Origin of the sequence: Planctomicrobium aquicomposti (genome assembly GCF_051466325.1) — a bacterium.
Lineage (GTDB): Bacteria > Planctomycetota > Planctomycetia > Planctomycetales > Planctomycetaceae > Planctomicrobium.
Genome location: NZ_CP195792.1, coordinates 3,105,672 through 3,119,627, shown reverse-complemented (window position 1 = coordinate 3,119,627; position 13,956 = coordinate 3,105,672). Strand labels below are relative to the sequence as shown.

General features: G+C 58.9%; 12 protein-coding genes. 5 read left to right on the top strand and 7 right to left on the bottom strand.

The genetic code is table 11. The features are described from left to right. Nucleotides 1-156 precede the first annotated feature (156 nt). Nucleotides 157-2,052, top strand: coding sequence for a sulfatase-like hydrolase/transferase (locus SH664x_RS12065; RefSeq protein ID WP_437201231.1), 1,896 nt, complete (start codon nt 157-159; stop codon nt 2,050-2,052). A 132-nt stretch (nt 2,053-2,184) separates the two neighbouring features. Here SH664x_RS12065 and SH664x_RS12060 read toward each other — a convergent pair whose 3' ends face one another. The 6 genes from SH664x_RS12060 to SH664x_RS12035 form a co-directional block, all read right to left on the bottom strand. Beyond that, a complete protein-coding gene (locus SH664x_RS12060) occupies nt 2,185-2,523 on the bottom strand; it encodes a cupin domain-containing protein (protein ID WP_437201229.1) in 339 nt (112 codons plus the stop codon). 132 nt (nt 2,524-2,655) lie between these two features. Then, nucleotides 2,656-2,928, bottom strand: a complete 273-nt coding sequence (locus tag SH664x_RS12055) for a WXG100 family type VII secretion target (protein ID WP_437201227.1) — start codon at nt 2,926-2,928, stop codon at nt 2,656-2,658. A gap of 247 nt (nt 2,929-3,175) precedes the next feature. Continuing rightward, nucleotides 3,176-4,390, bottom strand: a complete 1,215-nt coding sequence (locus tag SH664x_RS12050) for an aspartate aminotransferase family protein (RefSeq protein WP_437201225.1) — start codon at nt 4,388-4,390, stop codon at nt 3,176-3,178. Nucleotides 4,391-4,446: 56 nt separating this feature from the next. Further along, nucleotides 4,447-5,319 (bottom strand): acetylglutamate kinase, encoded by an 873-nt coding sequence (argB, locus tag SH664x_RS12045; protein ID WP_437201224.1) that lies wholly within the window; start codon nt 5,317-5,319, stop codon nt 4,447-4,449. A gap of 256 nt (nt 5,320-5,575) precedes the next feature. Beyond that, nucleotides 5,576-6,400 (bottom strand): lipopolysaccharide kinase InaA family protein, encoded by an 825-nt coding sequence (locus tag SH664x_RS12040; protein ID WP_437201223.1) that lies wholly within the window; start codon nt 6,398-6,400, stop codon nt 5,576-5,578. A gap of 38 nt (nt 6,401-6,438) precedes the next feature. Beyond that, nucleotides 6,439-7,815: a hypothetical protein gene (locus SH664x_RS12035; RefSeq protein WP_437201222.1), complete on the bottom strand. Its 1,377-nt coding sequence runs from the start codon at nt 7,813-7,815 to the stop codon at nt 6,439-6,441. A gap of 255 nt (nt 7,816-8,070) precedes the next feature. Between SH664x_RS12035 and SH664x_RS12030 the strand changes: the two genes are divergently transcribed. Next, on the top strand, nt 8,071-8,925 hold the full coding sequence (locus SH664x_RS12030; RefSeq protein ID WP_437201221.1) for a sulfotransferase domain-containing protein: 855 nt from the start codon (nt 8,071-8,073) through the stop codon (nt 8,923-8,925). Nucleotides 8,926-9,250: 325 nt separating this feature from the next. After that, nucleotides 9,251-9,994 carry a hypothetical protein gene (locus SH664x_RS12025; protein WP_437201219.1) on the top strand — a complete coding sequence of 248 codons (744 nt, stop codon included), beginning with the start codon at nt 9,251-9,253 and terminating at the stop codon, nt 9,992-9,994. A 133-nt stretch (nt 9,995-10,127) separates the two neighbouring features. Here SH664x_RS12025 and SH664x_RS12020 read toward each other — a convergent pair whose 3' ends face one another. Then, nucleotides 10,128-11,054 (bottom strand): FkbM family methyltransferase, encoded by a 927-nt coding sequence (locus SH664x_RS12020; protein ID WP_437201217.1) that lies wholly within the window; start codon nt 11,052-11,054, stop codon nt 10,128-10,130. 425 nt (nt 11,055-11,479) lie between these two features. Between SH664x_RS12020 and SH664x_RS12015 the strand changes: the two genes are divergently transcribed. Continuing rightward, nucleotides 11,480-11,938 carry a hypothetical protein gene (locus tag SH664x_RS12015; protein ID WP_437201215.1) on the top strand — a complete coding sequence of 153 codons (459 nt, stop codon included), beginning with the start codon at nt 11,480-11,482 and terminating at the stop codon, nt 11,936-11,938. 298 nt (nt 11,939-12,236) lie between these two features. Further along, a complete protein-coding gene (locus SH664x_RS12010; protein WP_437201213.1) occupies nt 12,237-13,760 on the top strand; it encodes an efflux RND transporter periplasmic adaptor subunit in 1,524 nt (507 codons plus the stop codon). The last annotated feature ends 196 nt before the right edge of the window (nt 13,761-13,956 follow it).

Here is a 13,956-nt window from a genome sequence, read left to right as displayed (position 1 = left end):
TGGGGTCGTATCGAGAAGGAATTCCCTTTGGTACCCTGCAGAGTTGACGATCGGCACGCGACTGCGGACTGTTCAAGTGGATTGCTGCGACCTTTTCCACGTCGTAGGATGGATCGCCATCTGGGGGCCGGTTCGTTGCAAACCGAGGACCAACACATGAGTCGATGCGCCGTCGTTCTGTTTGTGTGGGCGAGTCTGTTATGCCTGGCCGGGATTGCCTCTGCGCAGCCTGCGGGGCAATCAGCTTTACCCAATATCCTCTGGCTCACGGTCGAGGATACGGGTCCCGAGCTTGGATGTTACGGGAATCCCGATGCGGTGACGCCGCATCTGGACCGCTTCGCCCGGGAGAGTACGCGGTATCTGAATGCCTGGTCCAATGCCCCGGTCTGTGCACCCGCGCGTACGACGCTGGTGACCGGTCTTTATCCGCACAGTACCGGCTCGGAACACATGCGGTCGCTGACCAGGATTCCGACCCGGTTCGAAATGTATCCGGCACAAATCCGGAAGGCAGGCTACTTCTGTTTCAATCAGTCTAAAGAAGACTACAACGTCGAGCGGCCGGAAGATCTCTGGGACGAAATCGCGGAGAAGAGGAGGCCGTGGTCCGAACTGAAAAAGCATCAGCCTTTCATCGCGGTGCTGAATCAGAACATCACCCACGAGAGCCGGATTCGGACTCGTCCTCACCAACAGGTGCATGATCCCGCGAAGGTCTCGATTCCCCCGTATCATCCCGATACCCCCGACGTCCGACAGGACTGGGCGCAGGACTACGACAACATCACCGAAATGGATGAATGGTTCGGCCGAATGCTGGAGCAGCTCGAGTCGAATGGGCTGGATGAGAATACGATTGTCTTCTTCTATGGTGACCACGGGTCAGGCATGCCGCGTCACAAGCGTGCTCCCTATGCGTCTGGCTTGCGGGTTCCCCTGTTGATTCGTGTTCCCGAGAAGTTTCGCCATCTTGCGTCGGCCGACATGCAACCGGGAGGGACTTCCGAGCGGCTAGTCGCATTCATTGACTTTGCTCCGACACTGGTCAGCCTGGCAGGACAGAAGCCCCCCGCGTGGATGCAGGGACGAGCTTTCATGGGGGCTGCTCAAACCGAACCCAACGACTATCTCTACAGCTTTCAGGGACGGATGAGTGAACGCTATGACCTGATCCGGACAGTCCGCAACAAACGCTATCTTTATGTTCGGAATTACATGCCTCATCGCCCGCTGGGGCAGCAGGTCAACTACATGTTCCAGACTCCCAGCACCCGAAGCTGGTATGAGGAATATCGGGCGGGCCGGTTGAATCCGGTGCAGAGCCGGTTCTGGGAACGGAAGTCTCCTGATGAGCTGTACGATCTGGAGCAGGATCCCCATCAGATTGACAACCGGATCGATGACCCCGCATTGAAATCGGTACGGGACGAACTTCGTCACGCACTCCGGCAACAACAACTGACTGTCCGCGATGTCGGCCTGATTCCCGAACAGGAATTGCGGAATCTGCTGCCAGAGATCACGCCGTATGAATTCGGTCATGATCCGGAGCGATACCCGCTGGAACGGGTTCTCGAAATGGCCGATCGGGCGACCTTCTCTCGCGAAGCGGACCTTCCCGTGCTGGTGCAAGGGCTCAAAGACGAGAACAGCGTGGTCCGTTACTGGGCCGCAATGGGATTGCTGATTCAGGGAGAAAAAGGGTTCGAGGCGGGCGGCTCTGCTTTGCACGAGGTGGTGTTGCACGACCCTTCTCCTTCCGTCCGGGTCCCGGCTGCGGAACTCCTGGCCCGTTTCGGGAACAGCGAACAGAACAGACTCGCCCTCCAGTGGCTGCTGGAAGCAGCAGATGGCTCGACGTTCGGAGCGGCGCTGGCTCTGCAGGCCCTGACGGCGATCGATGAACTGGATGAGAAAGCCCGGCCCATTGCCGAAGCCCTTCAGAAAGTTGTGACGGACGGCCCGTGGCGCCCCGAGCGGGATTCGACGAATATCGAGCTTGTTCGCAAGAAGGCTGTCGAAGACCTGTCCGCAGTGAAAGCATTCTGAGATTTGATCGTCTCGTCTTCGTCACGGCGATGCGTGTTCGCAGGCGAGAAGTGCACGGGGCCAGAAGTGCACAGGGCGAGGAGCGTCAACGGCCACCTGCATTGCCCGTCGATCCTTCAAGCCCAGCGGGCTTTACTGCTTCGCCTGATCGCCCGGTTCAAAGAAAATTGCCAGCCAGACTGTTTGCCGCTCCGGGTCGGTCCAGACGACTCGATGTCGACACCGCGCCGGGATCAGCAGCGCGTCCCCCGGTTTCAGCGACAGGGGCTCCGGACTCTCTTCCAGCTGGAGGATTGCAGCGCCGCTCAGCAGCATGACCCACTCGGCTTCGCTCTGGTCGTACCAGAATCCGGGTGGGGAGCAGTGTCCCTGCGAGACGATCCGTTCCAGGCGGAATCGCCCTCCGTGCAGGAGTGTCGCCGTCACTTCTTCGGGAAGTGGGCCGTGGATTGCGGACAGCAAATTCTCCATCGGAGTTTCCCGCTCGAGCCGGACGGTTCGGTCCCCCCGTGCGCCGTTTCGGATGAGTGCCGTAGGTGACGGAAGGCCTGGTTCCGCCAGGCGAGCGCGGGGATTTAAAGGAAAGAATGCTCACAACCCCGGTCACCGCTGCTGCAAATATTCGTCGAGCCGCTCCGCCTTGCGGAGCAGATAAGGGATGTGACGGTTGTTCGCTTCCACGAATTGTGCCAGCAATCGCAGGTGCTCTTTGAACTCTTCCGAGAACTTGGCATTCTCCTGATCACGCCACGTCGCACTCAGGGCATCCAGCTGCCCGGAAAGCATCGTCGCCTGATCAGCCAGTGAGTTGTTGAACTGCTTGAGTTTCAACGCGAAGCCGCGGAGATCCTCCGGATTGGCAATCGCCTGTGCCATCGTGTGGAACCTTTCTCAAAGAGGGGCCACCTGTATTATAGCGCGCTTAGCTCGCTCCACCGCTAGTGCAGGTTGCTCTTTCCAGTCCCGGCGTAGCGAGCGTTTCGTTTGGTGAGACGCTGACATTCGCGTGGCAAGGACCGGGCCATCAAAGGTCAAAAATGCTCGCAAGCAAATTGCTGGAACATCTGCGGGCCATTGACCAAAAGAAGCAGGAGGCCCGCACCGATCATCAATACGGTCTGGGTCAGCCTGCGGGGTCGCTGGCAGCGGACATTTCCTTCAGCACTTCGGTCAGTGTCGCACACCCCTGCTCCACCTCTTCGGCGGTGATGTTGAGCGCCGGGAGCAACCGGACAACCGTATCGTGCGTGGCGTTGATCAGGAGGCCCCGCTCCAGGCAGTGACGAACCGCCGGCGTGGCGTCGATGGTCAGCTCGATGCCGATCATCATGCCGCACACACGGATCTCCGCGATGATGGGGAGCTCCTGCTGCAAGGCGAGAAAATGCTGGCGGAATCGCTCCGACATTTCGAGGCTGTGCTGCAGCAACCCTTCATCTTCAATCGTCTGTACTGTGGCCAGTCCGGCCACCATCGCGAGCGGGTTGCCGCCAAACGTGCTCGCATGAATCCCCGGACGCAGGAAGCTGGCGACTTCGGAGCGGGCGATAATGGCACCACAGGCGACGCCGGCCGCGATCCCTTTAGCCATCGTCAGAATGTCTGGCTGGACCCCAAAGGTCTGGTAACCGAACCAGTTCCCCGTGCGCCCCATCCCGGTTTGCACTTCGTCGAAGATCAGGAGCAGACCGTGCTCATCGCACAGGTCTCGCAGTCCCTGGAGGAATCCGGGAGCGGGAAGATTCACCCCCCCCTCTCCCTGCACCGGTTCAATCAGAATGGCACACGTTTCGGCGTCGATCAGGTTGCGGACGGCTTCCAGATCGTTGTGCGGGGCGTAGCTGAACCCGGCGACCAGTGGAGCAAAGCCCTCGTGGTATTTGGGCTGCGCGGTGGCGGTGACGGCGGCGAACGTTCGTCCGTGAAAGCCGTTCTCAAAGGTGATGACCTTGTACTTCTCCTTGGGGGTAGCGAGCCGGGCCAGCTTGATCGCCCCTTCAATCGACTCCGCGCCGCTGTTGCAGAAGAAGGCTTTTCCAAAGCTGCGGGTGCAGAGGGCTTCGGCGAATTCACCCTGAGCTTCCGTATGCCACGTGTTGGGGACATGAATCAGCTTGCCAACCTGCTCGCGAACCGCGTCGATCACCCGCTGTGGCGAGTAACCGAGAATGTTGCATCCCCAGCCGGGAAACAGGTCCAGATAGCCGTTCCCTTCCGCGTCCCAGACGCGCGAGCCTTCTCCCCGCACCAGGCTGATCGGATACCGGCGGTAGTTCGGAATGACATACCGCTCGAACAGGTCCATTGTTTCTTCGCTGCTGCGTGTGGCGGTCGACATCTTCATTTCCAGTAGGCCGGTACGTCGTCAGAAAATTTTGTCAAGAGTCAGCAGGATCAGCGGACGATTTCCGTCCCGATTCCCTGATCAGAATAAATTTCCAGAAGCAATGAATGTGGAATCCGGGCGTCCACAATGTGGATTTTCTCAACGCCCACTTCCAGTGCCTCCAGCGCCGCTTCCACCTTGGGGACCATGCCCGTCGCGATGGTGCCATCCGCGATCAGTTCGCGACAGCGTTGCATCGTCAGATGAGGGACGAGAGTCGAGGGATCGTTTTTGTCGAGGAAGATTCCCGGCACGTCGCTCAGGAACACGAGCTTCTCAGCGTCCATCAGCTTGGCAACTGCGGCTGCGGCGGTGTCGGCGTTCACATTCAGCCGGCCCCCCTGATCATCGAGGGCAATTGAGGGTAATACCGGAATCACACCGGCCCGGCAGGTCGCCTGCAGCAGCTCCCGGCGGATCGAAGTCACCGCTCCGACACGTCCCAGGTCGATCGGGTTCCCTTTTTCATCGGGCAGCGTCAAGCGGGTGCCCTCCAGCACATTTTCGGTGCCAACATGCAGAGCGACGGCGCGGCCCCCCTGAGTGCCGATCTGGTCGGCGAGCGATTCCGCAATTTCCTGAGTCAGCACCCGCGTGGCGATATCGAGTGTCGCGTCATCGGTGTACCGCCGACCCTGCACGAAGTTCGGCTTGATTCCCGCCTGCTCCATGGCCCGGCTGATCGCCTTCCCTCCCCCGTGCACGAGGATCGGCCGCATGCCGACGGCCTCCATGAAGACCACATCGGCCAGACAACGGTGGACGGAATCCGGATCATCCAGCGCGCTGCCGCCCAGCTTGATCACGACGTAACGGTCGCGAAAGCGGCGAATCCACTTCTGGGCTTCAACGAGGACACGGACTTTCGTGACGGCGTCCACGGGGTACTCCTGCAAAATCGGGGAAAGCGGGGGATTCTACAATGAGCCCCCGCCGGCAGCGAGCGATTCAGGAAACAAGGGGACACCCGCACCTGCCACTCGGTCCTTCCGCCATGGTAAATCGACGGGACGACAATGCAACGACCCTCTGAGCAGACTGACGATCCCGAACCCCGCGTTGCTCCACGGTCGATGTGGCGACACCCGGAACCCGGGGAGCAGAAGCGGAGCTGACAGTCGGTAGAAGGCTTGAACTTCAGGCGGCCCGGCGCGTCGAGAGGGCGTGCCGTCCCGAGAAGCCGGAGAACACCTGCGTAACTCCGGACTTCCAGATGTCGGGCAAATTCCGGAGTAGAAACTCCAGATCGCAGACCTCCTGCAGCAGTGGCCAGGCCGGCTCGAACAGACGCGAAAAGCGGGTAGGGTCCGAACGCAGGAAGGCCTGCCCGCGCCGACGGCGGGCACAACACAGAATGAGTCGCAGCCAGTCAAAGGCCTGGCATTGGCGATTTGTTGCCCAACCGGCCGGCCCATATTCAAAGTCGATAAACTGGACGCCATGCTGCTTCGGCTGCAGAAAAATGTTGCCTGTATTGAGGTCCAGATGAGTCACGCCGGCGCGATGCATTTCCTGCACGGCGGCGACGATTCGCTGCATCGCGGGCCAGAAATCGGCTCCCAGCGAACGGAGGGCGATCGAGGCCTTGGGCCAGTCAATCTGCGAACAGAGCAAGGCATCATGGCTCCGCCAGAGGGGGCGTGGAGAGAGCCCCAGTGCCGAAAGCCGCTGATAGGTCTGCCATTCCAGATCAATGCGGGCGGCGGGGGATAAGGGTTGCTTAAGGGAATTGCCCGGAACCGGCTTCACCTTGGGGATCGCCGGATTCATTCGAAGAATGCCAAGCGGTTGACCAGCCACACTCGCCTGCAGGGTAACGTCGAAGCCACCCCTGGAGGGACGAAATTTGAGTTCCAGGCGGGGATCGATCTCTGCGCGGAGCGCTGTGAGAATCTCTTGCCGGCGGGGCGCAATCGCTCTCTCCAGTCGGCGATTTCGCAGCCATTTTCTCAGAAATTTCATAGAGTCACGGGGTTCGTGAGGCGTGTCGAGTCGGAATCTCAGGCGGCTTTTTGCAGCGGTTGCGGCGTTGCGGATGACGTTTCCGGCTCGGGCTGCTTGCCGCTGACCGGCCACTCATGAGCGATGATCCGTGCCAGGGCGTCGACAGAGAATTCAAACGGATGCCCGTTGTAAAAACCGAGATAGTCGGTTGGCAACCTTCCCGTGTGCTCCGTGAACATGATCTGGTCCCAGACCGCATGTCCCTGATCGGTCATTTCCTGCTTTCGCGAAGCAAGCGTCTGGTGATCAACCCAGAGATGAATCACCGGAATCCGTTCTCCGATCACATGCCGGACCTGAGAACCGGGCAGCAGCTGGGGATGATCGGTCTTCCGGGATGTCATCAGGAAATCTGTCAGCGAGCGATCGATGACCACCGGCTTTTTGCGACCGATCAGTCGTCGGAAGATCAGTCGAAGCTGCAGGTGCCACGCGGCTACAAGATACAGCGGGGTGCCGAAACGCGCTTCGAACTCATCCCGTCGAATTCCCAGCAACCGCCGTCCAAGTGCGGTGAAGAGGTAGTAGAACAGCGAATGTTGATAAAGCTTGCGGCCCACCATGGCTGCAGCGAATGGCGAATCGGGCCGCGCGCGCAGCGCCTTGGAGATCGACGTTTTTCCGGCTCCATCACAACCGATGATCGCAATCGCACCGGGTCGACGAAAGGGTCGCAGCCAGCCACAGAGGATCTTCTCTTTTCGTTCCCGCCAGGTGAGGCCCGGAACGTTTTTGTCTTCGATCAGGAAGGGCCGAAGGACCGTCAGCATGTAATCCAGCACCGCCCCGCTGACGAGTCGGTTGGCCAAGATGAATTCCAGCTGCCGGGCCATTTCCGGGGCCCGTTGTTCTTTCAATTGCCGAATATAGTTTTGCAGCCTGTTCTGCACCTGTGGAGAGGTGATTGCCTTTTCCCGGGCAACCAGATGCTGCACGTAGACCGCGACTTCGTATTTCAGGGGGAGTCGGAGGAACGGGCCGCTGCCAGACTGTAGTAAGGGCTCGCAGGCCTCGATGGTCAACGTCAGGTTGTGGGAGGCAAACTGTCGCAGCCGGGTCCAGAGATCGAGACGAATATGGTGTCGGCCGTCGACGGAGAACAGCGTCAGTTGCAACTTCTCGCGTCGGGCCCCTGCGACTCGGTAATGACAGAGTCCCTGGCGGCTTAACTCCGCGACGAACCGAATCAGCGCGGTGGAAGATTCTTCGGAGCCGAGAAGATCGACGTCTCCCCGGTCGATTGCTTCGGCGAGGTCGAAGCTTTGATGTCTCAGCAGCACAAATCGAAATTGCTCTCGCGACTTGCCGATGCGGGTCAGGCAGTCGACGAGCGCCTGTCCTGGATTCTGTAAAACGCTCACGCCGGTCTGCACGTCCCTGCTCCCTGTGGCCCGGTCATTCCCTCGACGCAAAGACTGTTGCCAATCGGCAACAGAGTGAACTGATGAACCGCCCGTAGCGGGGGGAAAGTTACTGGTCCGATGAAGAAATGGTCAATATCGAGTCAAAGTGGCATTTTCGCACAAGGAGATGGGACTCTCACCCGATGAGAAAGAATAGGGGGAGATTAACGGACGATCGACCGCTTCACGCCAGAAACTCAAGAATCCCATCAAGGAGGCCTCAAGATGGATTTCGGCCCAGCCGCTGAAACCGCTCGCATTCCCCGCCCGGCACATCCCCCCGCGCATATTTGCAAGCCGAAGCCCAGCTGGCAGTTCCCGAAGAGCTTCCTGAACGGGCTCAACATCCCGTTTGCTGAACTCTCCAATCGCGGGAAATTGCTGAATCCGGTTCCCGTCTGTCATGCAGTGATGTGCGGATTCCCCCGCAGCGGGACCACCCTCTGTCAGCTGATGATTGAGTCCTGCATCCAGAACGTACAATGCTTCAATAAAGAGGAGATGGGGATTCAGGTCGCGAAGTATGTGAGGAAACGGCAGCCCTACATCTTTTCCAAGCGTCCAAAAGACATTTTTGCGATCGAGGAACTGCGGGAATATTACTCCAACCGCTCAACGAATGTCCGGTTCATCCTCTTTACACGTGATCCCCGTTCGGTGCTGACCTCCAAGCATCATTCCGATCCGGATAACTACTTCGTATCGGCTGAGAACTGGCGGGCCATCTGGGAGCACTGGCAATGGGCGGTCCAGTTTCCCGATGTCCTCGCCCTGACCTACGAAAACCTCGTCAATCACCCTGATGTCGTGGAACAGCAGATCGCCGAGCACACCGGCTGGACCGTGACACATCCCTTTCGTGATTACATGCAGCACGTTCCCCGTCGCTTTGACACACGGGCACTCAATGGGCTCAGACCATTGGAAAAATCGAATGTCAGCCGTTGGCGGCAGCCGCAGCATCACGCGCGAATTCAGTCGCTGCTGCGGGAACTTCCCGAACTTCCTGAACGGCTGATTGAACTCGGCTATGAAAGGGATGCCGCCTGGACAAAGGATTACAGCCGGACTGCGGTGTAGCGGCTGGTCCTCCCGCCACTGGAAGCAGAAGGGGGCGGCCGGTCAGTGAAGTGCACAACTTCGCAGGGAAACGTGGAGATGTTCCATGTCCCCGCGGCCTTTTAGCTGCTCTTGTTCGCCCCGACTGCGAAAATTCCCCCGTTGTGTGTCGAGCCGCTTCGGCTAAATTCGCAGATCTGCAATCGGCTGGGCCGCTGACGACAGGAACTGATCTTGTTGCCGTGGCGACAGGGCTTCTATAGTTCCGCGTCCTTTCCGCAGGACGTGGCAGGGAATCAACGCCTGAGAACGCCGGCCGTTCTGAGTACCAGCGAAGGTCTGATCGATGAAACAAGTGCTCTGCATGAAGTGGGGAACGGCGTACAGCTCCGAGTACGTCAACCGGCTTTACGCCTCGGTCAAACGGAATCTGACAGGTCCATTCCGCTTTGTCTGCCTGACAGATGACCCCACCGGCATCCGATCGGAAGTCGAGTGCCATCCCTGCCCGACGATTCCAATTCCGGCCCCTTATTGCAATCGGGGCTGGCGGAAGGTCACACTCTGGAAGGAGAGCATTCCCGGAATTCTTCCCGGCGAAGTCCTCTTTCTCGATCTCGACATCGTGATCACGGGGAATCTGGATCAGTTCTTCGAAATCGAGGGGGACTTTATCGTCTGCCTCAACTGGTCTGCGCCGGGCAAAAACCGCGACATCGGCAACACCTCCGTCTACCGCTTTCGTGTCGGCAGCCATCAGTATCTGTACGACAATCTCGTCGGCGATCCGGAAGGAATGCTGGCCAAATACGCCAACTCCCAGACCTACATTTCCTGGACGATCAAGGAAGGAGCTCGCTCCTTCTGGCCGGAAGGCTGGTGTTACAGCTTCAAGGTGCACTGCATTCCCTCGGGGATCAAACGCTATTTCCAGCGTCCGTTTCTTCCGGAAGGGGCACGCATCGTCATTTTCCCGGGCGTTCCCAATCCGCATGAAGCGGCTGCCGGTGTCTGGCCCGCCAAATGGTACAAGAAAATCTACAAGCACATTCGTCCTGCCACCTGGGTCAGTGACAACTGGGCCGCCTGAGGCCGCGAGAGCTTGCTCGAGTAGAAAAGAAGAGAGCCCCGGCAGTGCACCGGGGCTTTCTTTATGGACTGGATGCTCAGAGATCGTCAGACATTCCGCTGAGTCGGCCTCACAGCGTGAATGGGTCACGGTGTCAATCCGTCTCCGACGCGGAACTGTGCCAGCGGGAGAGCATGGTACCTACGAGTTCCGGCCGTTCGGAACGGATCAGCAGCAGGTCGGTGTGCCCGTGGCCTTTGCAGAGCTCATTGAGCTGCATCAGCGTTTTGCCACGGAAGGGGTGGATCCGGTCCTGCCGATCGAATGTGTAAACATCGAATCGCGATTGCAGCAGGTCCCAGTAAGCGGCGACATCAAAACCGGCCCGGGTCAGCATGGGGATGGAAAACTCGATGAAGCCGACCGCTTCCTGTGCATCTACCAACGTGGTGCGCATCCCGGCGAAGACGTTGGGCTCATAGCCTTCCACGTCGATCTTGAAAAACAGCTTCTCAAACTGAACCTGTCGTGACTGCAAAGCTGAATCGATCGAGCCCTTGGGGACCTGAACGAGTTCATAGCGGGTGCGGTCGTAGCTCTGAGGATCGAGACCGGCAGTCGATCCCCCACTCCATTTTTTGTCGATGAAAAATGCTTCAGAGCCGGTGTCTCCATCTGTGACCAGTTGGAACAGCAGTTCGATCTGTTCGCAGTTGGGATGTTCCAGGCGGGATGCTTCCACGAACTCGCGCAGTCCGGCATTGGCCTCGAAACCGAACAGCCGCGTCGCGGCCGGGTACTCGAGCGAGAAGAGGCACTCTCCGTAGTTCAGACCGACATCCAGCACGAGGTCCGGCTGCAAGAGCTGGACGGCAAAGCGATAGAAACGCTGGTTTCGGGGAAACTTGCCTCGGGCCGTGCCGGCGATCAGCTTTCGCCTCCCCCGTGCATCGTGCGGGTTAACGAACAGGTGTCGCTCGGAACGGACGAGCTGAACCCGTCTGGGATGCAAAGTGCCGTAATGCCAGAGGATGTGACCGTCCAGCAGTAACCGCTTCAGCTGACTTCCAATCCAAGTCATCGTCCCAGTTTCTAGCCGAAGAGTGATTTTGGAAAGCGCCGCTATTGATTTACGGAAACTTATGGGAAGGGATGTCTCCGGGTCAACATGAGACTTTTGCGGCAAGACACGTCGAAATTACGCTGGAAACGAGTGGAAAACAGCGGCTCGATTGGCGGTCGGTCCCACTTCGGAAAGGATTCGAGCAAGACGTCCGGGGAACCTGCCTCCCCGCGCTGGACAGGAATCCGATGGCCGCAAGGCGGTCCGAAATGCATCGGGATGAATTTGACCGGCGTCCAAAATGGGGTCTACAATCATTGACTGGAATGTCTGGCGAGGCGTTTTCGCCCGTTGTCGTCCCTGCAGAACGTCAAGTCACCATGTTTGCGTTGAGACATCAGTGCCATTCGTCGACTCCCTCTCTCCGGAGGCGTCTGGGTGCGATGGTGTTTCGGGTGCTGATGCTGCTGCCGCTCTGGCAGGCCCCACTCCCGTGGGTTCACGCTCACTCGGACCTGACGGATTTCCGCTCGGGCAATGTCTGGTTGCGTTCGCACCTGCAGGCTTTTCATGCTCCCCGGTCGGTGGAGGCTCCGTCCGGCGGCCATTGGCACTTCCATTTGCTGCTGCCGTGGATGATCGGTGGCGAAGGAGAAACAGAAGTCCCGTTGAATCCCGATGCGGATTGCTTTCCGGTCTTCGACAGGGATGCGGAATCGTATGCCGGGACTGGGTTGCTGCAGGAGCTGAAGGCGACGACCCCGCGTTTTTTTCTGGGTGATCCGAACGCCGTTTCGCCCCTCCTGGTTCCCGCTGTTAGTTCTTTGCAGCCGCGCTGGTTCCTGGAAGCCTTTGCGAGTTCTCTGTCACTGCCCGAACGACTCTGCGTCTCACGTTGTTGAGATGGGAACTCTTCTGAGAGAGCAGGCGGCCGCTTTGCCCGCTCCCGCGTTCAGGCGTTTGACCGTGTAAGAGTTCGAACGCCTTGCGAATGGGACAGCCACTGCAGTCCGCTCGCTGCTTTCGCCGTTCCGTCCCCCTGATTTGTGGCGTTATTTCTGACGCCCGCTTGATCCCCAACATTGAGAGCAGATTGCGCGTCGGTGTCCTCGGGCCGGGGAACGAGAACGAAAAAGGTTCTGCCGGTTCCCGCACACTCCCACGACGGCCTCAGCGATCGCTCGTATCTGGAGATGTTCCATGTCGGCTCAATCGATTCCCGCCTCGACACCTGCTTCCGTACACCTGACTTCCACCTCGCGCAAACTGATGATTGGCCTGATCGTGGCGCTCAGTTCGATCGTCGGCTGGGCATTCTTCCGCAAGCCGGTTCGGGAAGCGGCGTCGCATGCGTTGCCCTCCGCCGCCACATCTCCAGAAGCTCCCCCTTCCGAGCCGAAGTCGGATCTGATCACACTTCCCCGCGAAACATGGACGGCTGCCGGTGTCGAACTGGCGCAGCCGAAACAACGACCGCTGAATGAAACGATCCATGTGACGGGCAAAGTGACTCTCAATCAGGACCGTGTGGCGCATATTTACCCGTTGATGGCGGGGCGGGTGGAAAGCGTGCAGGCCCGGCTGGGACAGAAAGTCAAATCGGGAGAGCAGCTGCTGACGATCGAGAGTCCGGAAATCGGCACCGCGAAGCTTGATCTCTACCGCAGTCGACTGCTCAGTCAGTTTGCAGCGAAGAAGGATGAATGGACTCAGGAAGTCGCCCGCAACACGCAGTCACTGGTCAACGCCCTCCAGCAATCCCCCTCGATGGATGAACTGGATCAGCAGTTTCGCGAATTGAAGCTCGGGAAGAACCGTCAGGAGCTCATTACAGCCTATGCGAATCTGCGCAAATCCAACGCGGACTATGATCGACTGAATGAATTGTCGCGGCAGGGGATTGCAGCGGGGAAACAGCTGATTGCCGCGCAGACCGAACATGACGCCAATGCCGTGACCTTTCAGGCACTCCTGGAAACCAGTGAGCAGGAAGAATACTACGCCGCGCTGCTCTCCGCTCATGCCCGTCAGGAGGCGGAATCACAGGTGGCTGTGAATGAAGCGACACTCAAAATTCTCGGCTTCGATGCCCGGGATCTGGAACAGATCGATCCCATCAAGGAGGGGCGAGCACTCTCCTGCTATTCGATCCGCGCCCCTTTTGATGGCACGATCATTTCCAAGGATGTCGTTCTGATGGAACGGGTCAGCCTGGACCAGCAGTTACTGACGGTGGCCGATCTCTCCACGGTCTGGGTGCAGGCCGATCTCTATGAACAGCATCTGCCGCTGCTGGAGAACCTCAACGGCAAGGAGATCACGGTGAAAAGTGCGGCCTGGCCGGATCAGCCGGCAACCGCACGCGTGTTTCATACCGGTGAGATCGTCAACGAAACGTCCCGCACCACCGCGCTGCGAGCGCTGGCTGAGAATCCGGCGGGACGGCTGAAGCCCGGGATGTTTGTCGAAATCGACCTGACCAGTGATTCCCCGCAGCCGGTCATCATTGTTCCTGTGACTGCGATTCAGGAATACCAGGGGAAGCAGTTCGTGTTCATCTCGCGAGGAGATGACAAGTTTGAACGGCGCGACGTCATCACGGGGCGTCGTAATGGAGAGGATCAGGAAGTCCTGTCGGGGTTGTCGACGTCCGACACGATCGCGACGCAAGGAGGATTCGCGATCAAGTCGCAAATGCTGGCCGATCTGCTGAGCGGTGACTAAAGCAGGTTGCTCTTTCCTGGCCCTGCGCACCAAGCATTTCGTCTGGTGAAATACTGCCCTGGGCAGGGCGACGACGGGGCAATCGAAAGTCAACAGACTCTCGCCGCCGCAGATAGCTGTCTTTCAGCACGGTTGCACTCCCGGAATTCCGGAAAGACAGACGTGTTGCGGGGCGCAGAATTGATCCTCTCTCCTC